Annotated in this window: 16 protein-coding genes and 3 pseudogenes; 8 read left to right on the top strand and 11 right to left on the bottom strand. The window is 70.7% G+C overall.

The genetic code is table 11. From position 1 onward, the window contains the following. Positions 1 to 104: 104 nt before the first annotated feature. The 3 genes from ACZ6X9_RS22090 to ACZ6X9_RS22080 all read left to right on the top strand — a co-directional run bounded on the left by ACZ6X9_RS22090 (position 105) and on the right by ACZ6X9_RS22080 (position 2,389). Positions 105 to 632: a DUF1360 domain-containing protein gene (locus tag ACZ6X9_RS22090; RefSeq protein ID WP_469779696.1), complete on the top strand. Its 528-nt coding sequence runs from the start codon at positions 105 to 107 to the stop codon at positions 630 to 632. 129 nt (positions 633 to 761) lie between these two features. After that, on the top strand, positions 762 to 1,727 hold the full coding sequence (locus tag ACZ6X9_RS22085; RefSeq protein WP_469779695.1) for an SDR family NAD(P)-dependent oxidoreductase: 966 nt from the start codon (positions 762 to 764) through the stop codon (positions 1,725 to 1,727). Further along, a complete protein-coding gene (locus ACZ6X9_RS22080) occupies positions 1,724 to 2,389 on the top strand; it encodes a UdgX family uracil-DNA binding protein (protein WP_469779694.1) in 666 nt (221 codons plus the stop codon). Before ACZ6X9_RS22085 ends, ACZ6X9_RS22080 begins: the two co-directional genes overlap by 4 nt. 220 nt (positions 2,390 to 2,609) lie before the next feature. On the opposite strand, the gene ACZ6X9_RS22075 is transcribed toward ACZ6X9_RS22080, so the two are convergent. Further along, positions 2,610 to 3,467, bottom strand: a complete 858-nt coding sequence (locus ACZ6X9_RS22075) for an alpha/beta fold hydrolase (RefSeq protein WP_469779693.1) — start codon at positions 3,465 to 3,467, stop codon at positions 2,610 to 2,612. Positions 3,468 to 3,569: 102 nt separating this feature from the next. Here ACZ6X9_RS22075 and ACZ6X9_RS22070 point away from each other — a divergent pair, with 102 nt between their 5' ends. From ACZ6X9_RS22070 to ACZ6X9_RS22060, 3 genes and pseudogenes are all read left to right on the top strand, one after another. Next, positions 3,570 to 3,992, top strand: a complete 423-nt coding sequence (locus ACZ6X9_RS22070) for a winged helix-turn-helix transcriptional regulator (protein WP_469779692.1) — start codon at positions 3,570 to 3,572, stop codon at positions 3,990 to 3,992. 125 nt (positions 3,993 to 4,117) lie between these two features. Then, positions 4,118 to 4,615, top strand: coding sequence for a hemerythrin domain-containing protein (locus tag ACZ6X9_RS22065; protein ID WP_469779691.1), 498 nt, complete (start codon positions 4,118 to 4,120; stop codon positions 4,613 to 4,615). A gap of 122 nt (positions 4,616 to 4,737) precedes the next feature. Next, positions 4,738 to 5,016 (top strand): annotated as a pseudogene (locus ACZ6X9_RS22060) (transposase); the annotation flags it as partial. 537 nt (positions 5,017 to 5,553) lie between these two features. On the opposite strand, the gene ACZ6X9_RS22055 reads toward ACZ6X9_RS22060, so the two are convergent. The 3 genes from ACZ6X9_RS22055 to ACZ6X9_RS22045 all read right to left on the bottom strand — a co-directional run bounded on the left by ACZ6X9_RS22055 (position 5,554) and on the right by ACZ6X9_RS22045 (position 8,112). Continuing rightward, complete coding sequence (locus ACZ6X9_RS22055; RefSeq protein WP_469779690.1) at positions 5,554 to 6,105, bottom strand: DinB family protein; 552 nt, start codon at positions 6,103 to 6,105, stop codon at positions 5,554 to 5,556. A 145-nt stretch (positions 6,106 to 6,250) separates the two neighbouring features. After that, positions 6,251 to 6,475 (bottom strand): hypothetical protein, encoded by a 225-nt coding sequence (locus ACZ6X9_RS22050; protein ID WP_469779689.1) that lies wholly within the window; start codon positions 6,473 to 6,475, stop codon positions 6,251 to 6,253. Beyond that, positions 6,472 to 8,112 carry a GNAT family N-acetyltransferase gene (locus ACZ6X9_RS22045; RefSeq protein ID WP_469779688.1) on the bottom strand — a complete coding sequence of 547 codons (1,641 nt, stop codon included), beginning with the start codon at positions 8,110 to 8,112 and terminating at the stop codon, positions 6,472 to 6,474. Before ACZ6X9_RS22045 ends, ACZ6X9_RS22050 begins: the two co-directional genes overlap by 4 nt. 113 nt (positions 8,113 to 8,225) lie before the next feature. Here ACZ6X9_RS22045 and ACZ6X9_RS22040 point away from each other — a divergent pair, with 113 nt between their 5' ends. After that, complete coding sequence (locus ACZ6X9_RS22040) at positions 8,226 to 8,696, top strand: Lrp/AsnC family transcriptional regulator (protein ID WP_469779687.1); 471 nt, start codon at positions 8,226 to 8,228, stop codon at positions 8,694 to 8,696. Between the two features lie 108 nt (positions 8,697 to 8,804). On the opposite strand, the pseudogene ACZ6X9_RS22035 reads toward ACZ6X9_RS22040, so the two are convergent. From ACZ6X9_RS22035 to ACZ6X9_RS22005, 7 genes and pseudogenes are all read right to left on the bottom strand, one after another. Next, positions 8,805 to 9,372, bottom strand: a pseudogene (locus tag ACZ6X9_RS22035) (transposase). A gap of 141 nt (positions 9,373 to 9,513) precedes the next feature. Further along, a pseudogene (locus ACZ6X9_RS22030) lies at positions 9,514 to 9,998 on the bottom strand (IS5 family transposase); the annotation flags it as partial. A 110-nt stretch (positions 9,999 to 10,108) separates the two neighbouring features. Continuing rightward, positions 10,109 to 12,106: an endo-beta-N-acetylglucosaminidase gene (locus ACZ6X9_RS22025; RefSeq protein WP_469779686.1), complete on the bottom strand. Its 1,998-nt coding sequence runs from the start codon at positions 12,104 to 12,106 to the stop codon at positions 10,109 to 10,111. A 68-nt stretch (positions 12,107 to 12,174) separates the two neighbouring features. Beyond that, positions 12,175 to 13,533 carry a hypothetical protein gene (locus ACZ6X9_RS22020; protein WP_469779685.1) on the bottom strand — a complete coding sequence of 453 codons (1,359 nt, stop codon included), beginning with the start codon at positions 13,531 to 13,533 and terminating at the stop codon, positions 12,175 to 12,177. After that, positions 13,530 to 16,919: a hypothetical protein gene (locus ACZ6X9_RS22015; protein WP_469779684.1), complete on the bottom strand. Its 3,390-nt coding sequence runs from the start codon at positions 16,917 to 16,919 to the stop codon at positions 13,530 to 13,532. Before ACZ6X9_RS22015 ends, ACZ6X9_RS22020 begins: the two co-directional genes overlap by 4 nt. A gap of 1 nt (position 16,920) precedes the next feature. Further along, the gene (locus ACZ6X9_RS22010) at positions 16,921 to 18,891 is read right to left on the bottom strand and encodes a hypothetical protein (protein WP_469779683.1); all 1,971 of its coding nucleotides are present in this window, start codon (positions 18,889 to 18,891) and stop codon (positions 16,921 to 16,923) included. Further along, complete coding sequence (locus ACZ6X9_RS22005) at positions 18,888 to 23,120, bottom strand: DUF6603 domain-containing protein (RefSeq protein WP_469779682.1); 4,233 nt, start codon at positions 23,118 to 23,120, stop codon at positions 18,888 to 18,890. Before ACZ6X9_RS22005 ends, ACZ6X9_RS22010 begins: the two co-directional genes overlap by 4 nt. Positions 23,121 to 23,708: 588 nt before the next feature. Here ACZ6X9_RS22005 and ACZ6X9_RS22000 point away from each other — a divergent pair. After that, positions 23,709 to 25,037: a GDSL-type esterase/lipase family protein gene (locus ACZ6X9_RS22000; RefSeq protein WP_469779681.1), complete on the top strand. Its 1,329-nt coding sequence runs from the start codon at positions 23,709 to 23,711 to the stop codon at positions 25,035 to 25,037. Positions 25,038 to 25,042: the final 5 nt, after the last annotated feature.

The raw sequence follows: 25,042 nt of genomic DNA, 5'->3' as shown, positions 1-25,042 counted from the left end.
GCGGCCGTCAGCGGCCGACGTGCGCGTACCGCCACCCCATGGCACGGTGGGCGGGCGCGGCACGGACCCCGAACCGACCGACGCACGCACAGCAGGAGGCACCCATGCCGAGCCCCGAGGACGCCGAGAACCGCCTGCGGCGGGCCGCCGACGAGGAACGCGAGGCCTACGGAGGCGAAGGGCACCCCGTCGGCGGCTACCTGGGCGCCATGGGCGTCTACGTCGCGGGCATCGCGGCGCTGGCCGGCGCCGCCCGGCTCGCCCGTCGCCCGGTGCCGGAGCCCGGCCCTTGGGACGTGCTGCTGTGCGCCGGGGCCACGCACCGGCTGTCCCGGCTGCTCACCAAGGACTCCGTGACCAGCCCGCTGCGGGTGCCCTTCGCCCGCTTCCGCGGCGCCGGCGGCCCCGGCGAGGTCCAGGAGGAGGTACGCGGCGACGGCGCCCGCAAGGTCGTCGGCGAGCTGCTGACCTGCCCGTTCTGCACCGGCATGTGGGTCGTCACCGGGCTGGCCGCCGGACTGGTCTTCGCCCCCCGGCCCACCCGGCTGGCCGCCGCCGCCCTGACCGCGCTCACCGGCGCCGACCTGCTGCAGTTCCTGCGGGTCCGGATGCAGCAGTCGGTCGGCGAGTAGCCACCGCCCCGGGGTCCGGCGCCCCGGGCGCCGGACCCCGCGGGGAGGGGAGGAAAGGGGAGGGGAGGGGAGGGGAGGGGGACCGAAAACGAAGCGCGAGCCGTGAGCCGCGAGCGCGAGGAGAGTGCCATGACGCATCCGTCCCACGACCGCCTGACGGGCCGCGCCGCGCTGGTGACCGGGGCCTCCCGCGGCCTCGGCCTGCTGATCGCCCGCGAACTCGCCCGCCGTGGCTGCAAGGTGCTCGTCTGCGCCCGCGACGGCGAGGAACTGGGCCGGGCCGAACGCATGCTGCGCGCCGAGGGGGCCGAGGTCCGTGCCCTCGCCTGCGACGTCACCGGCTCCTCGGCCGCCCGGCGGCTCGTCGACGCCACGACCGCCGCGTTCGGCGGCCTCGACATCCTCGTCAACAACGCCGGGAACATCCAGGTCGGTCCGGTCTCCGCGATGACCGAGACGGACTTCCGCGACGCCATGGAAACGATGTACTTCGCGCCGCTGCGGCTCGTCCTCACCGCCCTGCCCGGGATGCGGGAACGCGGCGGGGGACGCATCGTCAGCATCGCCTCCATCGGCGGCCGGGTCGCCGCGCCCCACCTGCTGCCCTACATCGGCGCCAAGTTCGCCCTCACCGGCCTCTCCGAGGGGCTGCGCGCGGAACTCGCCGCCGACGGCATCAGCGTCACCACCGTCCTGCCGGGCCTGATGCGCACCGGCTCGCACACGGCCGCCCGCTTCAGCGGCCAGACCGCCAAGGAGTACGCCTGGTTCGCGGTCTCCTCCGGGCTCCCGCTGCTGTCCATGGACGCCGAGCGGGCCGCCCGCGCCATCGTGCGCGCCGCCGAACGCCGCCGCCCGGAACTGGTGCTCACCCCCGTCGCCAAGGCCGCCGTCCGGCTGCACGGCCTGGCCCCCGCCACGACCACCCGCGCCCTCACCCTCGGCGCCCGGCTGCTGCCGCGCGGCGGGCCCGGACCCGCGCACGACGTGCCCGGCCGGCAGGCCGCCCGCCGGCTCGGCTCCGCCGCGGTCGCCCGCCTCACCGTCCTCAACGACCGCGCCGCCCGCCGCTACAACCAGCGGACCGAGCCGTGACCCGCGGCTCCCCCGCGGCAGGCGGCGAGGAGGCCTACGACGCCTCACCCTGGGTCCCCGCCGACGCGGACCTCGGCACGCTGCGCGACGCGGCGGCCGGCTGCCGCGGCTGCCCCCTCCACCGGGACGCCTCACAGACCGTCTTCGGCACCGGCGACACCTCCGCCCGCCTCCTCCTCGTCGGCGAACAGCCCGGCGACCAGGAGGACCGCCAAGGCCACCCCTTCGTCGGACCGGCCGGCGGCGTCCTGGACCGGGCGCTCGCCGAAGCGGGCATCGCACCCGGCGAGACGTACGTCACCAACGCCGTCAAGCACTTCAAGTTCGAGCCCGCGGCCCGCGGCAAACGGCGGATCCACAAGGCGCCCGGCCTCCGCGAGATCAGCGCTTGCAAGCCGTGGCTCGCGGAGGAACTGCGGCTGGTCGGACCCGAGGTGGTCGTCGCACTCGGTGCGACGGCGGGGAAGTCGCTGCTGGGGCCGGGGTTCCGGGTCACCCGTGACCGGGGTGTCCCCCTTCCCCTGACGCTGCCCTCGGGGGAGGGGGTGCTGGTCGCCACCCTCCACCCGTCGGCCGTCCTGCGGGCCGACGAGGCGGGGCGGGCGGAGCTGTACGGGGGGCTGGTCGCGGATCTGCGGGTGGCGGGGCGGCTGCTGGGGTGAGGATGTTCCGGCCACTCGCCCGGAAAGGGCACCCGTCACTGTGCGCGGCGCTGATGCTGGTACGGCACTCCTGGACATCTCATCCCCGGGGCGAAAGCCCGCGAACCACCGACCGTGATTCTTCGGCCCCCTCCAGAACTTTTCGGCCCCTCCCAGCCACTTCGCCCGGCCATTTTCCCAGCCACTTCTCCCGGTCACTTCTTCTGGTCACTTCTCCCTGTCACTTCGGCAAATCGGCGGAGAGGAAGGGAGCGAGGAGCGCGGACAACGCGTCGGGGCGGTCGAGGGGGATGATGTGGCCGCAGTCCCGGAGGTGGTGTCCGACCAGATCATCGGCGATGGGACGGAGCTGGCGTTCGAGCCCGGTGCCGACGGGGTGCGAACCGACGGCCATGACGGGCATGGTCAGCCGCGCCGTCGCGACGGCGTCCTGGATCTGCCGCGCACTGGCGGGCAGGGCCCGGTAAAAGGAGAACGCGCAGCGCAGGGCCTCGGCCCCGGTGTACGCGTGGACGAAGGCCGCCCGGATGTCATCGGGCACTCCGCGCCCGAGCGTCCCCGAGTCGAGGAACCAGTCGATGTACGAGGCCTCGTTGCCGGCCAGGACGGTCTCGGCGAGGCCGGGGACGGCGTGGAAGCCGAACCACCACGGGGCACCCCCTGCGGTGGCGTGCTCCGCTCCGGGCAGGTGGCCGAGCAGCGCCTCCATCACGACCAGGCGCCGGACGCGGCCGGGCCGGCGCAGCGCGAGCAGGACGGCGGGGGCGGTGCCCGCGTCGATGGCGACCACCGCTGCCGAGGGCTCGCCGAGTGCGTCGAGCAGCCCTTCGGCGTCGGCGGCGAGGGTGCCCGCGTCGTAACCCTCGACGGCACGGGTGCTGCCGCCGAAGCCTCGGAGGTCCGGAGCTATGACCCGGTACCGCCCGGCCAGTCGGCCCATGACGTCACTCCAGAGCTGCCACGTGTGGGGGAAGCCGTGCAGCAGGAGAACCGCGGGCCCGTCCCCGGCGATCGCGACATTGAGCCGGACGCCGTTCGTCGCGATGCGACGCAGGTGGTGTGCGGTGGTGACGGGCACGACGGCTCCTCCGGGGGCGGTTACCATTGGTGACCACCTAACGATAGGTAACTGCCCGGCCGCTTCCCAGACGGCACTTTCAGGAAAGGTGGTGAGCCGCAGGTGACCACCCGAGGAGTCCGGGCCGCCGGTCGCGGGGTGAGCGGCGACCTGTTCGATCCCCATTGCCCGACGCGGCAGTTGCTGGACCGCATCGGTACGAAGTGGACGTCCATGGCCGTCAAGACGCTCGCCGACGCCGCACCGGACGAGGTCCGCTTCGCGGAGTTGAGACGCCGGATGCCCGGCGTCTCACAGAAGATGCTGTCCGTGACGCTGCGAAGCCTGACCCGTGACGGGCTGGTGTCGCGCCGGGTCGAACCGACCGTTCCGCCGCGGGTCTTCTACCGGCTCACCGGACTCGGGCTGTCCCTGGAAACCGCGCTCGCGGGGCTGCGGACCTGGGCGGAGGAGCACATGGCCGAGATCGACCGCGCCAACGAAGCCGCCGACCGGGAAGCCGACGAGGAAGCCGACGAGGGGTAGGCAGGCCGGTTCCGTGCCCGGCCCTGGTGGCGCGAGGGCTCGCGATGGCTTTTGAGCACTGACCGGCGAAATCCGGGGTACCCGGGCGACACCGGGTCACGTTTTTCAAGGAGCAAGGAGTCCCCGTGCCGTCCACCGACGTCGTCGAACTCATTCTGCGGGACCACCGCAAGATGGAAGATCTCTTCCGCACCATGCGCAACGCCGAGGCCGACCGCGCCGCTGCTCTCGAAGAATTCGCGCATCTGCTCATCGCCCACGCCTCGGCCGAGGAGGACGAGGTCTATCCGGCCCTGCGCCGCTACAAGAACGTCGACGGTGACGACGTCGATCACAGCGTCCACGAGCACCAGGAGGCCAACGAGGCGCTGCTCGCCCTGCTGGAAGTCGACGACATCGGTTCCGACGAATGGGACGAGAAGCTGGAAGAGCTCGTCACCGCGGTCAATCACCACGCCGACGAGGAAGAGCGGACCCTGCTCAACGACGCGCGGGAGAACGTCGCCGACGACCGCCGTGCCCGGTTGGGCGAGGCGTTCCGCGAAGCCCGGGCGAAGTACCTGAACGACGAATGCGGCAACATCGACAACGTGCGCAGCCTGGTCGCTTCGAACAGCGAGTGATCTCCCGCCCGTTGTCGTTTTCCTCCGGGCAAGATCACTTCAACGACGGGACCCTAGTAGGGCTTGGTCAGGTTCGGTTGGCGGTGGTGTGTCCTGATGATCGGTTCGTCCGTTGATCGGCTGTGACGCCTGAGGAGCCGGCTGCGGTCCGGTGCGATGGGGAGGACTTCGCGGAGGAGGTGTTCGAGCCGTTCGCACGAGCGGATCAGCGTCGGTGGGCCGGGGTCTACCCGCGGGGACTGCTCCTGGACGGGCAGCGCAAGTCCATCGAGCCGATGGCGACCCGGCTCGGGACGGACGGCAACCGGCGGGCCCTCGCGCACTTCGTCACCTCCAGCCCCTGGGACTCGGCACACCGGCCGCAGCGGCTTCCAGCGGATGTACGGGCGGTTCGTCGTCCTGCGGATCCGCCCCGCCGGACGGAAGGCCCGCCAGGCTGTCCGTGGACGGACCTGGAACGGATGACACCACCATGTCACCCTCGTCTCCGCCGCCCACGCCTTTTGCACCCTCCAACGCCTGGCCCGAGCCCCAAAAGAACGGCGCCGGCCTGAGTCTCTACCGGATCGTCCGCGAACTGCAGACCCTCCTCGTCACCTGGACCGGGCGCCTGCCCCACCCGCCACCGCGACATCCCACGCTCACACCAACCTGACCAAGCCCTACTAGTGCTGGAACCATATAGGTTCACCGGGTTAGCGGTTGGATGGGTGGTGACGTCCGTTCCGCCCCCTGGCGGTGTGATGGGTGGGTGTTGTGGGAGCGCAGACTGCATCTGTGCATTCACGCAATTGGCGGCGTGGTCATGTCCGCCGCGGCGAACGTCGGCGCGGTGGCCCGGCGCGTCACGACGCATATGACCGGCGACAGGTCTGCTGCCGACGGCCGGGACGCAACGGCCGACGGCGCGCGACGTCAGCGGCCAGGCTGTCTCGGTTTCACATGCCGATCGCTCCGTCGATGCGCTCGCGGAGCAGGTCGGCGTGGCCGTTATGGCGGGCGTATTCCTCGATCATGTGGATGAGGACCCAGCGCAGCGACACTGTTCCGCGCCAGGCGTCGTCACCCTGGACGTCGAGGTCGGGGGCCTCGGTGACGAACTGTTCGGCGAAGGCCACCTCGGTCCGCCAAGCCTCCCACGCCGCCGCGACGGCGCCTGGGCGGTCTGTGGCGCCGTCGAAGTCCCCGTCGGGCTCGGCCGTTGAGGAGAAGAGGGCCGGCGGGTCCTGCCCGGCCAGGACCCGCCGGAACCAGCGGCGTTCCACCTCGGCGAGGTGTCGGACCAGGCCGAGCAGCGAGAGCGTGGACGGCTTCACGGATCGCAAGGACAGCTCCGGTCCCAGGCCGGAGCACTTCATCTGCAGTGTGGCGCGTTGGGCGCGCAGGACGTCGATGAGTATGCGCCGTTCGTCGCCGGTCGTCGGGCCGGTGAACCGGCGAACACTGTCTGCGCCGCCGAACAGTTCGCCTCTTCTGGTGGGATCGGTCATGTCCGCCCTTCAGTTCGCGCCGGTGCGCGTGTGGCCGTGACCGTCACGGCCGCGTACCGCATCTTGGAGCCGTTGTTGTCCATCACGTCTGATCGGCGCCGGGGCACCTGGTGTTCACCCAGGCGGCTGCTGGTGTTCATGGCGATCACGGGGGAGAAGCCGAGGCGGACCAGGGCCAGCGTCTGCGCACCGGAGCCGCAGCCCGGATCAATGGCCGTCCCGCCGTCTTCGACCCCGCCAGGCCGAGTTCTGAGAGCAGCGTGACCTGCCGGTCCGCGACTTCGTGGACGTCGCCGCCCAGCATCCAGGTGTAGTGCTCGGCGAGCAGCCGGTCGTAGTGGTCGACGGCGGTACCCGTATCGGTGGTCATGGCGTGTTCCTCGGGGTTGTCCGTGCGCCTCGTCGTACGTCGGTCTGCGCGAGCAGCGACGCGTCGGGCCAGGTGAAGCGGAGCTTGGTGGGTGAGTCGGCGAGCCGGGACGGTACGCCGCCGGGGGGCGACACCGGCGCCTTTTCGACACAGATGCCGCCCAGGGTTCGGTAGAACGCCTGGGCCGCTGTGTTCTGTTCGAGCACCCACAGGTACAGGGCGTTGCCCGTCGCGCGTTCGACAACGGCCTGCGCAGCGTGGGAGAGCAGCGCGGTGCCAAGGCCCGTTCGTCGACGGTGTTGGGCGACGTGCAGGTTGTCGACGAGGCTGCCCCAGCGGCTGTCCTCGTCGAAGACGACGTGGACGAAGCCCGCAAGTCCCATGTCGTCCTCGGCCACGACCGTCGCGCCGCCACCATTCGAGGCGGAAAAACGCGAGGACCAGACGGACCGCCGGTCGGCCACCACGTCACCGTCCAGGAACGCGTCGGAGCAGGCGCCGCGGTAGTGCCGACGCCAGCTTTCGGCGTGCAGCAGCGCCACGTTCTCGGCGTCGCCGGGCCCCGCTGCCCGCAGCCGCAGCGATGGCGTGGGTGAGTTGGCCGGAGCCGAGGCGGCGCGCAGGCGGCGCATGGCCAGCTCGCCGGCCGCCTGCGCCGGGGTCTTGCCGCGGCGTTGCGCGGTGTCCAGCAGGTCGTCGACGGTGTCCTCGATGGCGCGGACGCGTGCGTGGGCGTCGTCGGCACTGAGGTGGTGGAGCTCGGTGCTGATGGCGTTGATGACTCCTCCTGCGCTCGCGACATAGTCCGGCACCCAGATGATGTCGCGGTGGTGCAGCAGGTCTGCGACATCGGGCGTGGCGAGCTGGTTGTTGGCCGGTCCGACCACGGCGCGGCAGTGCAGCTCCGCCACTGTCTGTCTGGTCAGGACGGAGCCGAGAGCCGCGGGGACCAGGATGTCCACGTTCGCGGCGAGGATCTCGTCGGGCGATCGCCAGACAGCGTCGAGCTCGTCGGCGGTGCTGCGCTTGTCCGGGTCGATGTCGGTGACCGTCAGGGCGGCGCCCTCTGCGGCGAGAAGGCGGGCGAGACCGGCGCCGACGCGGCCCAGACCGACCACGGCGAGACTGCGGCCGTCCAAACTCGCGGTGCCGTACAGCCGTCGGTTGACGGCGCGCAGCGCGGCGAGTGTCCCCTGCGCGGTGTGCGGGGACGAGTCGGCGCTGCCGCCCAGATGCGCCGGCCGGCAGAACACATGGGGGGTGGTTTCCCCGATCAGTGCCATGTCGTCGGGGCCGGTCCCGACATCCGGTCCAGTGGCGTACGCCCCGTCAAGCGAGTCGATGACGTCTGCCACGTCACGCATCACGTCGCGACGTCGGCCGGCCTCGAGTTTCATCCCCTCCGGCAGGACCACGACGGCCTTCCCGCCGCCGCTGGGCAGCCCGGCCACGGCGAATTTGGAGGTCATCGCGGCCGACAGGCGAAGGGCGTCGGTGAGGCCGTCCCGCCAATCGGGGTAGTGCCAGAACCGGAGGCCGCCGGCTGCCGGACCGAGTGCCGTGGAGTGAACAGCCACGATCACCGGAAGCCGCGAGCGCCGACCGGTGTGGATCGCGACCTGCTCGTGATCGAACATGAACTCGCCCGTCCCTTCATTCGTTCGGCCTGGTGGCGTCATGGTGCACGGACGATTCATTGAATGGGGCCACAGCCGAACGATTGAGTGACAAGGGGATACGGTTGTCGGCCATGGACGAACTTGATTCGGGGATTGTCCGGCTTCTCCAGACAGATGCACGGCAGTCCAACCGGGAACTCGCCCGGCAACTCGGCATCGCCCCCTCGACCTGCCTGGAGCGGGTTCGGGCACTCCACCGACGGGGCGTCATCCGCGGCTACCACGCCGACATCGACCCCGCGGCCCTCAATCGCAGCGTTCAGGCGCTCGTGTCAGTTCAGGTACGTCCCCTCAGCCGCGTTGTCATCGACGCCTTCAAGGGCTTCGCCAGCGGCCTACCGGAAGTCCTCCACGTGTTCGTGCTCTCCGGAGGCGACGACTTCCTCCTTCACGTCGCGGTGCAGGATCTCGACCACCTGCACGCCTTCCTGACCGACCGGCTCAGCAAGCGCGGTGAAATCACCGGCTTCCGCACCTCGGTCATTTTTCAGCAGGTGAGCAACACCGCCCCCGCACGCCTTCCCACGCCCAACTACCAGTAGGGCTTGGTCGGGTTGGTGTGAGCGTGGGTATGTCGTGGTGGCAGGTGGGGCAGGCGCCGGTCCAGGTGGCGAGGGGAGTCTGCAGTTCGCGGACGATCCGGTAGAGACTCAGGCCGGCGCCGTTTCTTTTGGGGCTCTGGCCAGGCGTTGGAGGGTGCGAAAGGCGTGGGCAGTGGAGACGGGGGTGACTTGGTGGTGTCATCCGTTCCAGGTCCGTCCTTCGAAGTGAGTGAGTCCCAGGGCCTGTTTCATCTCGCGGTCGTCGTGCTTGATCCTCCAGCGGAGCTTCGCCATCCGCACCAGTGTGGTCAGCGGGGTGTCGGCGGGCAGGTTCGAGAGCCAGAACTGGACCGGCTCGGACTCGGTGGCGGGCCATCCGGCCAGCAGTCAGCACGGGGGCAGTTCCACACCGCGGACAGCCTGGCGGGCCTTCCGTCCGGCGGGGCGGATCCGCTGGACGACGAACCGCCCGTACATCCGCTGGAAGCCGCTGCGGCCGGTGTGCCGGGTCCCAGGGGCTGGAGGTGACGAAGTGCGCGAGGGCCCGCCGGTTGCCGTCCGTCCCGAGCCGGGTCGCCAACGGCTCGATGGACTTGCGCTGCCCGTCCAGGAGCAGTCCCCGCAGATAGACCCCGCCCTACCGACGCTGGTCCGCCCGTGCGAACGGCTCGAACACCTCCTCCGCGAAGTCCTCCCCATCGCACCCACCCGCAGCCGGCTCCTCAGGCGTCGCAGCCGATCAACGGACGAACCGATCATCAGGGCACACCACCGCCAACCAAACCTGACCAAGCCCTACTAGGCCGTTTCTTTCGGATCAGCGTGCTGAACAGAGGAAGATGCCTGCGAGGTGGAGTCCGGCGAGGTAGACGGTGGCGGTCTTCTCGTAGCGGGTGGCGATGCCCCGCCACTGTTTGAGGCGGTTGATGCAGCGTTCGACGGTGTTGCGTTGCTTGTATGCCTCGCGGTCGAAGGCGGGTGGCCGGCCGCCATGGCTGCCGCGTCGTCTGCGGTGGGCCTGCTGGTCGGCAGGGACCGGGATCACTGCCCGGATCCCGCGGCGTCGCAGGTGTCCCCGGATCGCGCGGGACGAATAGGCCCTGTCGGCCAGGACCGCATCCGGCCTGTTCGGGGCCTTCCGACGGGTGGTGGCACCCGGACCTCGGCCATCACGTGCTCGAAGGCGGGTGCATCGCCGGCCTGCCCGGGCGTGAGGACAAAGCGCAAAGGGTGGCAGCGGCCGTCGGCGGCCAGGTGGATCTTCGTCGTCAGCCCGCCCCGGGACCGGCCGAGGGCATGGTCACCGGGCTCGCCGGCCGGGGCCCGCAAAAAAAGCACGACCCCGTCGCCCACCGGGTCGGTCGTCGCGTCCCGGACCAGGCCGTCCTTGGCAGACGCGGAGTTCGGAGGCGTCACCAGGTGACCACGGCCGTCGCGGCGGTGGTGCTGTGAGTGCCGTCCGGGCCGACGGAGGTGAGAGTGAGGGTGGTCTTCGTGTCGTTGTTCCTGTCGAGCCGGGAGAGATAGTGGACGGTGTTAGGGGTGGCGCCGAGGTGCGCGAGGGTGCTGCCGGTGCCGCGGTGGAGCGTGTAGTGGTGGATGGCGTCGGCACCGGCGGGAGCCTTCCAGGACAGGCGCAGGGCCCTGCGGGTGTCGCTGAGCGTGGTGCTGTGGTCGACGGTAAGGTTCGTGGGCGCGGGCGGGGTGGTGAAGGCTCCGGTGTGGACCGCCAGTTGGCCCACTCTGATGTCGTAGGCGAGGTCGGTTTTCGCGCTGCTTGCCAGGCGCAGGCGGAGACCGAGTTGCACCAGCTTCTTTCCCGCGTAGCCGGACAGGTCGGCGGTGTAGGTCTTCCAGCCTCCGGTGTCGGTGGTGGCCAGTGGGAGGCATACGAGCTCGGTGGGTTCCTTGTCGAGGGCGATCAGGGCCGCGAACTCGAAGTCGGCGGCGGAGGGGGTCTGGGCCCGTACGGTGAGCTTGGTGCCGGCCGCGACGTCGAGCCGGGTCTGGTACAGGCGTACCGCGGCGTGGAAGCCGGGGGCCAGAGCACCGGTCAGGCGCAGGCATGAGCCGCCTTCCCAGGCCTGGTCGAAGCACAGGGCGGCGTGCATGCGGGAATTGCCGGTGCAGCGAGTGATCCATCGGTAGGTGGGCAGGACGTCCTGCAAGGACAGGTTCGCCCAGCCGCCGTCGCCCACCTTCGCCCCGGCGTGGTGGTAGGACGTGCCGTGGCCGGTATTGAAGTGGGTGACGAACGGCAGGCCGAGCACGGGAGTGTGCTCGGCGACGCGGGCGGCGATGCCCGGCCAGCCGTCGTCGCCGGGGTCGTGGCACGGGCCGGTCCAGAAATCGGCCTCCGCCCGGTAGAAGTGCCCCAGCCAGGCGTCCTTGGGCTCCTTGGGCTGGTTGGAGACGGTATGTGCCGCATACAGCGCCAGCCCGCCGCGGTGCTCGCCTCCCGCCGGGCACACCAGCTCCAGCAGCCCCGGGTTCTCGGGGACCTTGCGCACCAGCTCCAGCCCGTAGTGCACGTCGAACTTGCTGCGTTTGATCTTCGCGGCCGTGGTGATGGAACGGTCGATGTGCTCCTTGCTCCAGCCGTAGTCGATGAAGACCGAGTCGCACACCCGCCGGCCCGCGTCCTGCAGGTAGAACTCGTTGCGGTCGGGGCCGCTGTCGGCCAGTTCGTAGCGAAAGGCCTCATACCAGGCGAACTCGATCTCGGAGCGGTTCCGGGCGTAGGCGAGGGTGGCGCGCAGCGCGGCCTCGGTCTCCGCGTCGGTGGGCGTCTCGTAGTTGATGAACCAGCCGTCGAAGCCCAGGTACTGTGCCGCCTCGATGAGTTTGTCCGCCACCGGGTAGCACTTGCCGGTGGTGCCCAGCTGCACGAAGTCGGTGACCCACTCGGGTTTGCCTCCGGCGTCGCGGACCGGCGGGAAGAAGACGCTGCCGTAGACCTTGACGCCGTTGCGGTGCGCGGCGTCGGTGATGTGCCCGTTGGGCGGGCAGATCAGCCCCTTGTCCCCCACTCCGGCCCAGAAGACCAGCACGTCCACGTACTGCCAGTACCCGAACGCGTAGTAGCGGTGGTCCGGCACGCCCTGGGGCGGGTTCTTGTCGGTGGTCCAAAATTCCGCACACGACATGACCCGCCCCTTTCCGGCTCGCCCGGACGCCCGCAGCTCCGTCCGCTGTGCCCGCGAGCGCAAAGGGACACGGCTGCGGTTGAAGGGCGCGTTGGGGTCCGTCGCGGGTGACCAGTCCAGGATGGCCTTGCAGCCGTCGGGCAGCTCCGTGGGGCCGGGATGCCAGTGCGGCACATAGGGAGGGGCGTCGAGGGTGCCCGTCCGGTCGGGGGACACGGCGTCGGGAGGCGGGGGGGTTCCGGAACCGGGGTCGGGGGCGTCCATGTGCTGTCCTCTGTGTGAGGGGGTAAGGGGGGCAGACTCGTGCGGTGGGCCGAGGTGGATCCCAGACGTCAGCGCGTGTCGTATCCGCTGCTTTCGAGGCGGGCGTATGTCCCGCTGTCGCCCTTCTTGAAGCGGAACTTGTCGTCGTACTGGATGACGCCCCCGGTTCCCATCATCAGACAGCCGCCGTAGACGACGGTGGAGGTCACCTTCTCGTCCAGTCTCACCCATCCGGAGGTACCAGAGAGGACGCGGGTTTCTTCCGATGTCAGCAGCATGCGCGTCGATCCGTTAGGCGCCTTGACGTCGTATGTCCGGATGCCGTCCGTGGTGACCTGGCTGACCGTGAGGTCGCCCAGGGAATCATATTGGCGAATCTCGACGTTCGCGTTGGTCAGGGCGATGTACGACCCGCCGGTCCCCGCGTCGACTTTCGAGGTTTTCACGGATTTGGACGCCACCGTTTCGGCTGTCACCGTTGTGGCTCCCACGGATTCGGCCGTCAGGGTGCCCAGGGAAACCTTCGCCATTCCGCCCAGGTGCACGAGCCGGATCTGCTCTTTCTCAAGGGAGATGTAGGGCTCGTTCGGCTGTTGCTGGAGCCAGGGTGTGTAGACGCCGTCGTCGAGGGTGGGGCGTCTCACCTGGACGGTGGTGGTGAGCTGGTACAGCGGCGGTTTGCCCTGGTGTCCGGCGAGGAGGGTGTAAGTGGTGGCGCGCTTGGGGTGGTAAGCGGTGTCGTTTTCGTCCGGGGCCCATTGCCGGTAGCCGGTCTGGATGTTCACGTCGTCCTTGAAGCCGGGGATGCGGATGGAGTAGCTCAGGTCGTCCGGGCCGTCCCACTCGAGAATGAGGGGGAACTCCGGGTTGCCGGTGTCCGTGTGGTAGTTGACGAGAGGGTATTTCGCCCGGAAGTTGCGGGGGACGTTCGGCGGCGGGGGCGGGGGGACTTTGTCGGCGGCGAGTTTGAGGACGCCGGCGCAAGTGGGCCGGGGTTTTTGCGGCTGCTTCGGGGAACCGCCCTCGGCGGTCTCCACGATGCCGAGGAGGGGCAGGCCCGGTTTCTCGTTAATTTTGACGTTGTCCAGGATCAGAACCAGGGAGGCACCGCGCGACAGCCGTGACGTCGTCTTGCCGGCCGGCGGCAGGGCAAGGAAGAGGTTCGAGCTGTCGCCGCGCTGGAAGCGGCTTTCGTCGTCGGAGTAAATGCCCGGCGTGATGGCCGCCGCGTCACCGGTCAGATCCTGGGAACCGGTGCCTTGGGGGACGACGACCTGGATGGAGCTCCAGTCGACGGCCTGTTCGTGAGGATTGAAGACGATGAGGTGGACGATGCCGGTGCTGGGCACCTTGGTCGTGGCAACAGGCAAGGGGTTGGGGCTGGTGAGGATCTGGTAGCTCAGCAGCGGGGCCGAAGGCGAGGTCATGACTGGTGCTCCTGGGGTGTCTGGCAGTGGAGGTGGCCGGTGTACAGGCAGGGCGGGTCGCCGGGCAGGCGGGCGGTGGTGTCCGCGCGGACCAGGGACTGGTAGGACCAGTCGCAGGTGCCGGTGCGCGTCGCCGCCCAGACCCAGGTGCCGGTGGAGGCCGGGGGCAGGGGCATGACCAGGTGGCCGTCGCGGCGGCCGGCCAGGAGGGGGCCCATGCGGTAGGAGATGCGCAGGCGGGACAGCGGGGTGCGGGTCAGGGCGTCCGGCAGCCGCAGTTCGGCGACCGGCAGGATGCCGGTGGCGGCGTGAACGGTGGCGTAGGGGTCCATCAGCAGGGTCAGGTGTCGGGCGGCGGCGGTGGGAGTGCAAGTGACCTGGGCCTTGGGGCCCGCCGCCTGCAAGGGGGCGAAGGCGGAGAGGCCGTCCTGTTCGTAGGCGTAGAAGCCGATCAAGGCGTCGGCGAGACGGTCCGCCTCGCCCAGCCGGACGGGCCAGGGGTGCCGGGTGAAGGACGGGACCGGCGGCGGCTGGTTGTTTTTGATCTGCTGTTGGACGTACTCCCAGCTCGGGTCGGTCAGCGGGGGGCCGTCGAGTTCGATGCCCAGGCGGACGCGGGCCAGGGCCAGCGGGCGGCCGATGAGGGACGCGTGGTGCTGTGCGCCCTGCGGGTGGTGCGGGGTGATGGTGGGCAGCAGCCGGTGGATGGCGGCGTAGAGGGTGGCGAAGGAGAAGGCGGAGGTGGGAGAGGCGGAGACGGCCTTGTCGATGAGGGCTTTGAGGTGGCGCAGGCGCGGGTCGGTGACGTCCTTCAGATCGGGGTGGGGGAAGCCGGGCAGGGGCAGGGCGGCGACGCCGTTGGCGGCGCCGGCCGCGGGAACGAGGCTGACCAGCGGCTGTCCGTCGGGGGCGAAGAACAGCAGGCTGCTGTCCACGTAGTTGGGCCAGACCCACCCGCACAGGGGGTTGGCCGCGGCGCCGGCGTCGGTGTCGTCGGTGGCGTCGATGAAGTCGAAGCGGGTGCGCGCCGGTTGCGTCAGCCGGGGGCGCAGCCGCACCGTGCGCTGGAAGCCGTCGACGACGGTGTCGTCGGCTCCGCTGAGGTCGGGCGGCAACAGGAGGCGTTCGAGCTGCCAGTTGTCCTTCGTGATGACTTTCAGGGTGCGGCCGAATGCGTCGATGACTTCCAGGTCGGTGAAGACGAAGTGACCGGCGCGCAGGTCCTGGAATCGCGAGGGTGGCCAGGAGCCGTGGGAGGGCAGGGCGCCGGGGGTGGGGCGGTGATCGGGGACGCGGTCGACGGCCTCGGCGAGTTTGCCCTGGGGCGGGGTGCCGGCCGGCGGACGGCGCTGGGCCAGTTGGTCGGTCAGCCCGGAGAGAGCCTGGGAGAGCGGGTCGATGGTGGTGACCGCCGCGACGAGCTTGTCGAGCTGCTCGGCGTCGGTGCCTTTGAGGTCGGGGTGGGTGGCGCGGTAGCGGTCGATGTTGGCGAGCAGGGTGCGGGAGAGGTGCGGGCCGAGAAGCTGCCGGCCTTTGCAGGTGATGTCACTGACCGTCGGCCACTCCCAGTCCTCCAGCCGGACGTAGTCGGCGCCGTCGAACACCCAGTTGGGAACCTGCTGACCGTTTACGACGTGGTTCATGGCGACGGGGTGGTACTCGACGCGCCATTCCAGGTACAGGGGCTGCCAGGGCTGGTCCGTCCACGCGGCGGTGCCGAACTGGGGCTGGAGGGTGCCGGAGCTCTTGCCGTTGGTGTCGATGTCCATCAGCTCGGTCAGCGCGCGCAGCACACCGGCCGGCATGTTCTTCAGCGCGGCGGGGCAGGGGCTGTAGGGCTTGGGCAGGTGCTCGCTCCAGCGGCAGCGCAGGGGCCCCGGAGCTGTGGCGGCGCCGGCGCCGGGATGGGCGCCGAGCAGCAGGACGACGGGGTCCGCGGGGCGCTGGTAGGCGGGCAGGGGGGCCGCCACGACCCGGCCGCGCAGGGACGCGGGAAGCCGGAGGTCGGCGGGGTCGGACGGATCGGGCAGGGCGGCGCGCAGTGTGTCCACGTTCTTGCGAGCGGTCGTGACCTTGCCGGCCAGTGTGTCGCGCGCCGCGGCGATGATCTCAGGCGACAGTTCCGGCGGGGTGGCGTACGCGTCGAGGGCGGCCAGGTGGGACCAGTACAGCAGGGTGTGCTGCTGCGCGCGCAGCTCGGCGTCCTGCCGTTCGTAGCGGGCCTGCCTGGTGTTCAGGTCGGCCAGGTCGCGGAGCACCTGCGGGGTGACGGCCTTCTTGGGCTCGCCGCGGTCGGTCAGGGTCCACCAGTGGCCGGCCGGGCGGGTGCTGAAGGCGGCCTGGTGGACGTACTGGTCGAAGCGGAAGGTGTTGTCCACATCGCCGGCCAGGGCGTCGAGGATGCCGTGGTGCAGGGCGCGTACGGTGTCGCGGTCGAGGTTGCCGCCGCTGAGGTCGGGCGGGTCCTTCACTCCCAGCCGTCGGAGGGTGTCGCTGTGGCCCAGGACAGCGGCGAAGGCGTCGACTCCGCTGGAGCCCACCGCGGCCATGACGTCGTCGTCGCGCGGCCGGGACCGGTCGGACGGCAGCGCCGCCTTGAGGTTCCACGGCACGTGCCGGACGGTGCCGACGTACAGGCTCCGGATCCCCTCCTCCGGCAGCTTCTTCGTGTCCGGCAGATTCCAGCCGTAGCGCCGGAAGTCCGCCAGGCTCCAGGTGGCGGGCACGTCAGGGCCGGCGTACCAGCCCGCGACCAGGTAGCTGTGCGTGGTGCGGTGGTCCCCGGTGAAGGGTTCGAGGGGGTCGTGCAGGGAGAACACCCCGCGGTGGTAGGGCTGGAAGGCCGCGAAGGTGGGCAGGCCGGTGGTCTCGGCCGTCAGGACCACGGAGCCGGGGCCCGGCTCCTTCCAGGTGGCGCCGGAGCGCAGGTCGATCACTTGGCCCAGCCCCGTGGTGGTCACTTTCCCCGAATCCCCTTTGAGGGGGAGCCACGTCTTGCCCTTAGGGCCCTGGTAGTCGCTTTCCACCAGCCAGACTCCGTGGAGACCGCGTCCGGTGCCCGTGCCCGGGGCCTTGTCGCCGTAGCGCAGGACGAGCCACCGGTTGGGAAGGCGCGGGAAGGAGGCCCGCCCGTCCGGGGCGCCGGCCTTGGCCGCCCCGGCGCGGCACAGCGCGTCGGGAAGCTGCCAGCGCAGGTGTACGCCCAGGCCGGGCGGCTCCTCGTGGCCGCTCTCGGCGAGGGGCTCGGGTTCGACGGGGGCGTGGCGGTTGGCGTTGTCGAAGGAGGGCTGCCAGCGGCGGAACCCCTCGGCCTTCCGCACCTCCTCGTTGACGACCAGGGCGTGGACTTCGATGGGCACGAACAGCGGTGCCGGCTCTTTGGTCATCTCAGCTCTTCGTGAAGGTCAGGGTCTGGGGAGAGGCGATGAACTGCAGGGCGAACGCGGCGGGCGAGGCCCCGGCGCTCCCCAGGGCCGTCCGCTGGGCCGTGACGTCCAGGACGCGGTGCTCACCACCGCGCCAGGAGACGGAGACGGTCTTCCCGGTCGGCTTGCCCGTGTCCGTACCGCTGGTCTGACGCAACTCGACGCCCTCGGCGGTGATGCCGAAGTGCCAGCCCTGGTGCGGCTCGCCGAGGGTGACGGTGGCCGGTACCCGGTCGAACAGGAACAGGGCGGTGTCCGGCCCGCGGTCGCACCGGGTCACCTTCGCCGCCTTCTTGCCGTCGTCGGCGGCGGCACAGGTCAGGGCCGGCCAGCACGCGATGAGTTCGGAGCGGACGAGCAGGGCCGCGACCGGGCGGGGGAGCTGCTTGGCCGGGGGAAGGGCGGCCAGTTTCGCGCTGACCGCGTCACGGGCCTTGAGGGCCTGGGTGTCGCTGAGGGCGACGCTCAAGGCGCCGTCGCCCAGCGCTTGCAGCCAGTCCTCGTCCACGTGGGCGAAGCGCACCGATTCCCGCGGCAGCAGCCGGCCGTCGGGCACCAGGTAGGAGAACGGTACGGGGCGCAGCTCGCGCAGGGCCGCCAGCCAGGTGCGCACGCGCTCCAGGTCGGCGTCGTCGTGCTGTGGGGTGCGCAGGGGCGCGGGGCCTTTGATGCGGGGCGCGCGCAGGGTGCGGCGCGGGTGGTAGTGGCGCAGCAGGCGGACATAGGCGGCGGTGAAGTCGGCGTCGCCGAGGGCCAACAGCCGGCCCAGGGTGAAGGCGGCGGCGTAACCGGCGTCGAAGGCGGCCAGGGTCTGGTCGTAGACCAGCAGCCGGGCGGCGTCGGGGATGCCCTGGGAGAGCAGCGGCTTGCCGTCGGGCCGGGGCAGCGGCCGGGGGCGGGCCGCGGTCAGCGGACCGCGGTAGAACGCGAAGCCGCGCTCACCGGACCAGGTGTGCAGCGGCAGCGCGTGCTGCCCCGTCCCCAGCCGTTCGGCCACCGCCTTCTCCACCGTGCTCGTGCCGGCGGGGATGTCGGGCAGGCGCAGTGCCGAGTACGGCGGGCGGGCGTTCTCCGCGACCAGCCCGGCGGCGACGGCGGCGAAGGAGCGGCCCCGGTCGGCCTGGGAGGTGAACGACCAGGCGGCCAGGGACAGCAGGCGGACCTCGCCGGCGTCGGTGGTGCCGGTCAGCTCCAGGGAGACCAGGTGAGCGGCGTACCTGCCACCCTTGGGGGAGGGGAAACGGTTGGCGACGACCACGGCGTAGCCGTCCGGGCCCGGCGGATCGGGGCTCGCCCCGGGGGTGTCCACGGTGCCTTCCCGCACGTGCGCCAGCCATCGTGCTTCCTTCGCGCCCGGCGCGACCGCGTCGTAGACCGTCTTCGGCACCCGGATGGTGGCGCACTGGCCCGCCACCTCGGCGGGCCGGCCTGCCTCGGTGAGGAACCGGGTGATGCTCAACGGCTCCGTCAGGGCCTGGGCCTGCGGGTCGGCGGGCAGTTCCGCCTCGGCGAACAGCAACAGCGCCAGCCACGGCGTCTGTTCGCCCTGCCCGGGCACTGCGCGTTCCCAGGGAAGGGTGGCGCGCTCCAGGCTGATGTGTGCCAGGGTGGTGTCGAAGGTGCCCGTGGCGCCGGGGGCGGGGTAGCGGGCGTGGACGACGGCGGGGTCCAGGCTGAAGCGCGGGGCCTGGACCTCGAAGTGCTGGTCGACGCGCGGCAGTTGCTGCGGTTCGTTGCCCAGGAGGGTGTGCTGGGCGGTGTGCTCGGCCCGCAGGCGGTAGTGCCCGGCCGGCACCGCCGGGACGAGGTTGCTGTGGAAGACCAGGACGTCGGTGGCGGTTTCGTCGGTGGGGGTTTCGTGGGTGGGAGGCTCTTCGGCGGGGATCGCGGTGGGAGTCGGCGGGCGGGTGGTCTCGGCGGCGGGTGCGGTCATGCGGCGGCTCCACATAGCAGGGGCGCATGCGCCAGGTAGTGGCCCAGGTCCCGGCTCAGCCGGGTCAGTTCCTCGTCGTCGAGTCCGGTGATCTGGGCCTTTTGCAGGGCCAGACAGGTTTCGTTCCGGGTGCTCTTCTTGCTGACGAGCTGCTCGGCGGTCTTTTTCAGGGCGTCGGGGTCGGTTGTGGCGGCGGGCCCCTGGACGGAGCTGTCGGCACGCAGCGGCAGACCGCCCCCGGGCTGGGGCAGCGCGGTGAAGTGGCTCCGGGCGGCGGCCAGGTTGTCGTCCGTGCGCCGGGGCCGGACGGCGGTGACGCGCCAGCCGGTGACGGCGTCGACCAGCGCGTCGCTCGCCTGTGGCACCGGTGACGGGCTCGCCGGGCGGCGCCACAGGGCCGCGGGGGCCTTGCCGCTGACGGTGCTCGCCTGCCAGTGCTCCTGGGGGGCCGGTTCCCAGTGGGTGCACGAGGGGTTGCCCCAGTGGTCGCAGTCCCGGGGCGCCGTGGCGGACAGGCGGGTGAGGGTCGCGGTGTGCAGCGAGGAGAGGCCGTCCACGCCTTTGAGGGGGCGGAGGTCCACCCGGTGGCCGCCGGCGGTCTGCCTGCGGGTGGTGACGAAGGCCAGGCTGGTGGCGGGCATCGTGCAGTGGGTGGTGAAGGAGACCCCCTGTCCGGAGACCACCAGCGGGCCGGCCGTGTCCTTGCCGGACCGCGGCAGGACCCCGCTCCCGGCGTGGACGCGCAGCCACGGCCCGTAGCGCTCCCTGACGTCGTCCCAGCCCAGCTCCGGCGGGTCGGGTCGCGGTTCGCCGAAGGGCACGTCGAAGGAGAACTTCCACACGTCGATGTGCACGGTCCCGCCGGTGGGCGGGCCCCACAGCGTGAGCGAGAACTGCACCTCGCCGCTGATCTCCCCGCCGTGCCAGAACAACAGGCCCGACACGACGCGGTACCAGGCCCGTGCGGTGAAACCGGCCTCGAAGTGGAAGGGGTCCCACTCGACGAGGACGTCGGCCTGCACCGTGAAACCGGCCGTCAGGCTGCCCAGGGAACCGGAGGTGCTGTAGGCGGCGCGCAAGTGCCCGCCGGCCATCACCGCCCCCGGGGTCAGGGCCAGGTAGCTGCCGCCGTCCACCGTGAGCCCCCCGCCCGGGTTCCAGGTGAAGCCGACCTCCGCCGGACGCGGGTAGTGGTCCGGGACCTTGAAGGCGGGGTGGTAGCCGCCGATGGTGCAGACGAAGTCACCGGGGTGGGTGCTGGCGCCGAACCAGTTGTCGAAGGCGAACCCGCCGTGCAGCACGCAGTCCGTGCTGAGCAGGTACGACTGGGGGGTCAACCGGCCCTCGACGCTGAGCTGGTCCTGGGAGCGCTGGTAGACCGCCCGCAGGTCCAGTCGGACCTGGGCGAAGGGACGCAGGCCGGGCACCTCGGCCTTGAGGGGGAACGAGGCACTCAGGCGGCCCAGCAGCGCGATCGTCAGGTCCGGCCCGAACTCGGCGACGAGCAGGGCGCTGCAGGCGGCGTAGCGGAAGGAGGTGAAGTCCACCCCGACCGCCGCCCACATCGCCCCCGGCGCCGGCTTGAGCCACGTCCGCAGGTCCGCCAGGATCTTGCCGGGATCCTGGTCGCCGCCGATCCCGGTCAGCAGCGGGAAGCCGCCGAGCTTGTCCAGGGCGGGGACGACCAGGGCGTTGTTGATGCCCAGCCCGCCGCACAGGCCCTCCAGCACGAACGGGGGCGGGCCGCCCAGCTCGCCGCCGACGCGGGCGAAGACGAACACCGAGGTGTACTCGTCGGGGGGTACGTGGTGCTGGTAGCCGCCGAGTGCGGCCAGGGCCAGCTTGGGGGTGGTCACGGCCAGCATGCCGGCCAGGTCCACGTCGAAGTCGGGGTCGGAGCCCGAGCGGTCCACGACGGCGCCGGCGAGGGAGACGGCGGGACTGCGGTAGGCCAGGCTCAGGCCCTGGAGCCCGGCGGAGACGCTCTCGTCCGCGAGTGAGACCTTCATGGCCAGGCCCTGCACACCGAACGTCAGCCCCGCCAGCGTCAAGGACGCGTCGAAGAGGACCTGGAGATGGGTGCCGTCAAGGCCGAGGCCGACCCGCTCGACCCGCAGCGGCCCCAGGCTCTTGCCGACGTTCAGCCAGGTCACCGCCGCCGCTGCCGACGCCGCCGGGAGCGGCCCGGTCGCGTACGCGAGGGCACCGGCCGGGCCTTCGGCGGGCGCGGACGACGAGCCGTCCGCGCCCGTGCTCGCGACGAGGGTGCGGGGCGAGCCCATGAGGTTCACGGTGACCCGCACGGTGGTGCCCTTGGCCAAGGTACCGAAAGTGTCCTTGGTGGTGAGCTTGCCCAGGGCTTCGTTGAGGGTCTTGACGTCGCCGTCGTTCAGAGCGGCCGATTCCAGGGCGAGGCCGGTCACCGAGATGTCCTCGGAGGGCGGTAGCTGGCCCTTCAGCAGGGGCAGGGCCGACAGCCGGGCCGGCACGGTGGACGGGACGTCGGCATCGGCCTGCACGGCGTGGCGCCGGTCCGCGGTGGTGGCGCCGAGGCGGCCGAACAGGATCCGTACCTTGTCCGCCGCGAGGTAGACCACCAGGGTGTGGGCGGCGCGGTCGTAGTACAGGGCGAACGACCGCAGGGCCGGCAGCATCGACGAAGGCAGCGCGGGGACCGGGACGCCGCACGCCGTCAGCAGGTCGGCCGCGGGTACGCCCGGTTCCCGGCCGGCGGACCACGTGGCCTGGACGCTGTTCGGCTGGATCTGCGCCGTGAGATCGATCTCGCGATGGCCGGTAGTCAGCCGCAGCCGGTGTCGGGACGACCAGGTGCTGTCCTTGGTGAAGGTGCCCAGGTAGTCCACCAGCGCCCCCTCCAAGGGGAAGCGGACCTGCACGGTCAGGGCCATCGGGCCGCCTTGCCGCCAGGCGGCGGCCAGCTTCACCAGCTCCAGCTTCTCGACACCACTGGGCACCGGCACCTTGCGCTTTTCGAGCCAGGCGGCCACCGGGGCGAAGGCGATGCCGTGGACACCGGCCGTGGCGCTCCACTTCTTGTCGGTGTAGATGGCCGCGGCCTCAAGCTCGGCCGTGGCGGCCCGCAGCGTCGCCCCCATGCGCGCGGTGAGTTTGGCCGTGTCCGCGCCGACGCCGTCCAAGTGCAGCCTCAGACGGGTCAGCGCGATGTCGTCGGCGGAGTCGATGACCCAGTCCGCGTCCAGGTCGGCGTCGAAGGAGTAGCCCAGGCTGCGCAGGTCCGCTCCGACGGTGATGTCCGTCAGGCGGGCGTTCTTGAGCGGTGTGTCGCCCAGATAGGTGCTCACCTCCGACGGCTGGGAGACGGGCCCTTCGAGCGCCGCGAACAGCTGGCCGCCGGTGACGTCGACGTGGGCGCTCAGCGCCAGGCGGTAGAGGGTGCAGGTGGCGTCCATCGTCAGCCGCGTCCCGCCGCCGATGGTGTGGACGAAGTACGCGGAGAGGTCCGTGAGGTGGGCCTGGGGCAGGCGCTTCCAGGCGTCGCAGTCCAGTTGTACCCGGGCCGACGCCCGACGGACGGTCCCGGCGCTGGGGCTGACCTCTGCTTGCACGGTCCGTAGCGACAGTCCCTTGAGCGCCGGGAAGTCGGTGGGCAGCAACGCGGCGAGCTGCTGGTCCTTCAAGGGGGCGAACTTGGCCGTGAGGGTCGCCAAGTCCTTCAGCGTCACTCCCTTGGGGAACTGGAACCTGAAGGTGGCCCTGGACTTGTCGGCCCCCCGAGCCATCGTCATCCGCACGTCGCCCGGGGACAGGAGGGAGAAGTCCAACCTCGCAGAGGTGTAAGGCGACAGCGTGCCGTCCGGCTCCGGCTCGGCCACCAGCAGAAAGTGCAGGGCAACGGACGAGCCGCCGGCGACCTTCGTCTTGAGGAACGTCAGGTCGATGCCCGGCAGGCTGGGAAGCTTCCAGTCCGTCTGCGCTTTGCTCAATGTCAGGCCCCGCACGGAGGAGCTGTCGGTGAAGAAACAGACGGTGCCGTCCGCCGTCGAGCCGTCGACCGTCACCTGCCCCTTGGCGCCGTAGGTGCCCTGGCGCTCGGCCTTGGTCAGGGTGACGCCCTGCGTGCCGACGTACGGGGAGAAGACCTTTTTGACACCGGGCAGATCGAGCTCGTCCCAGGTGACGCTCAACGTCGCCGCGTCTCCCGTGAGCGCGTTCAGCCGTCTGCACAACTCCTCAACGCTGAGCGCCATGGTGACGGTCACCTTTCCACGAGCCGGAACGCGGCGTGCCGGGAGCGCCGGAGGACGGAACGAACAGTGCTGTCCCGAGCCGTGGCGGACACGCGGGCCCTGGCCGGCATCTGTCGCCTCAGCCGTCCCGGCCGCCACTTCCACCCCGGCCGCCACGTCCGAAAACACCGGCCGACCGCCGGAGTCGACGGCGACACACCTTCTCCGGGCCGGGGCGTCGGTCAGAGGGGCAGTGAATATGACACTTGCCTATTCCAGCGCGTGGCGCGGGTCAAACAGGCTGACCGAGCGTTCAAGCCCGCCGGCACAGCACGTCACCCGCCCGGCCGCTCCGCGGATGCGCCACCAACGTCAAGGTCGGCCGCAACAGCCTGAGGAGACAATCGCCGCTCCCCGCTCCCCGCTCCCCGCTTCACCGCGGCACCCGGCCTGCCCAACCGGGCGCACCCCGGCGTGCCGCGCCCTACCGGTCCAGTGCGGTCGGTACTTTCACCCCACCCGCCGGGCCTGTCAGGCCCCGCCGCGGATCTCCCCCCCCACGGCCGTCCCCAGGCCCGTCGCCGAGCCTGGACTTCGCGATGGAGCGTCATGCGTTCAGCCCGCCCCCGCCTTCCCCGCCTTCCTCTTCGTTCCACCGGCTTCCTGCTCGCCATGGCCGTCACTGCGGCCGCCGCTCCGGCCCTGCTCGCGGCACCGGCCGGAAAGGCCGCCGCCCCTGGAGCCGCCCCCCGCAACCTCGATCCGGCCGTCGTCTCGATGGGGGACAGTTTCATCTCCGGCGAGGCCGGCCGCTGGTACGGCAACGTCGATTTGTCCGACAACGAGACGAAGGACATGTACGGCACAGACCGCGCCGCGCACGGCTGTGTCCGGGGCGAACGCTGCAGGAAGGACCCCAACCGAACGTACGGGAATTCCTACCGGGACCCGACCAAAGGCAGCAAGAACCCGACCGCGGGCTGTCACCGGTCGGACGTCGCGGAAATCAAGAGCGCCTCTTGGAAGGTCGCCGGCAGAGAAGTGGCAAAACTCAACATCGCCTGCTCGGGTGCCGTGGCGGCGAACATCGTCAACACTTACACGAGAAACGAACTTCCGCAGGCGTGGCAACTCGACGACCTGAAGAGAAAATACGACATCAAGGCCGTCCATGTCTCCATCGGCGGAAACGACATGCAGTTCTCGCACATCATCGAGGATTGCGCGGCAAAATTTATCGCCTACCCGGTCGTCCGTAAGTGTAAAAGCAAGTGGCGGGATCCGGTCGAAAAGGGTATCGCCAAGGGAGGGGTGGTTCGCACCGCGGTGGAGCGGGCCCTCGACAAAATCATCAGCACGATGGGCAAAAGCGGGCTGAACACCACGTACAGAATCCTCCTGCAGTCCTACCCCGCCACCCTGCCGCGCGCGGAGGACATGCGCTACGACGAGAACGACCACTCGTTCGACTCCACGCGTTGGTCGCCCGGCGGCTGCCCCTTCTTCGATACGGATATCACGTGGGCCCGCGACGAGGTCGTCACCCGCCTCTCCGGGATGCTTGAGCAGGTGGCAAAGGAGAAGAGAGTCGATTTCCTGGATCTGCACCAGGCTTTCGAGCATCATACGCTCTGCCGTACCGGCGTGGACCAGGCCCAGAGCGAGAATCACTCGGGGAACCGCCGACCCGATACGGCATCCGAATGGATCCGGTTCGTCACCAAGGTCCTCAACGTCTTCAAAACCAGGCAGGGGGAGGTGGAGGAATCCATGCACCCCAATGCCTACGGTCAGAAGGCGCTGGGCACATGCCTCACGAAGTACTACGCGCAAGCCACATCGGGTTCCCGGAAGAGCTACCTCTGTACGGACAAGGCGGGCGGCAAGGTCAGTGAAATGAAGCTGGAAGAAAAAAGCGGTACCCGCGGCACGGTGTGAGGGCC

This window comes from Streptomyces sp. NPDC052910, from assembly GCF_055585605.1.
This window is presented reverse-complemented; position numbering and strand designations above follow the sequence as displayed.

Excerpts from the sequence above, each read along its gene's own strand:
- ACZ6X9_RS22090 (WP_469779696.1), top strand. The coding sequence starts at position 105 with ATGCCGAGCCCCGAGGACGCCGAGAACCGCCTGCGGCGGGCCGCCGAC.
- ACZ6X9_RS22085 (WP_469779695.1), top strand. The coding sequence starts at position 762 with ATGACGCATCCGTCCCACGACCGCCTGACGGGCCGCGCCGCGCTGGTG.
- ACZ6X9_RS22055 (WP_469779690.1), bottom strand. The coding sequence starts at position 6,105 with ATGACCGATCCCACCAGAAGAGGCGAACTGTTCGGCGGCGCAGACAGT.
- ACZ6X9_RS22050 (WP_469779689.1), bottom strand. The coding sequence starts at position 6,475 with ATGACCACCGATACGGGTACCGCCGTCGACCACTACGACCGGCTGCTC.
- ACZ6X9_RS22045 (WP_469779688.1), bottom strand. The coding sequence starts at position 8,112 with ATGTTCGATCACGAGCAGGTCGCGATCCACACCGGTCGGCGCTCGCGG.
- ACZ6X9_RS22040 (WP_469779687.1), top strand. The coding sequence starts at position 8,226 with ATGGACGAACTTGATTCGGGGATTGTCCGGCTTCTCCAGACAGATGCA.
- ACZ6X9_RS22025 (WP_469779686.1), bottom strand. The coding sequence starts at position 12,106 with ATGGACGCCCCCGACCCCGGTTCCGGAACCCCCCCGCCTCCCGACGCC.
- ACZ6X9_RS22020 (WP_469779685.1), bottom strand. The coding sequence starts at position 13,533 with ATGACCTCGCCTTCGGCCCCGCTGCTGAGCTACCAGATCCTCACCAGC.
- ACZ6X9_RS22015 (WP_469779684.1), bottom strand. The coding sequence starts at position 16,919 with ATGACCAAAGAGCCGGCACCGCTGTTCGTGCCCATCGAAGTCCACGCC.
- ACZ6X9_RS22010 (WP_469779683.1), bottom strand. The coding sequence starts at position 18,891 with ATGACCGCACCCGCCGCCGAGACCACCCGCCCGCCGACTCCCACCGCG.
- ACZ6X9_RS22005 (WP_469779682.1), bottom strand. The coding sequence starts at position 23,120 with ATGGCGCTCAGCGTTGAGGAGTTGTGCAGACGGCTGAACGCGCTCACG.
- ACZ6X9_RS22000 (WP_469779681.1), top strand. The coding sequence starts at position 23,709 with ATGCGTTCAGCCCGCCCCCGCCTTCCCCGCCTTCCTCTTCGTTCCACC.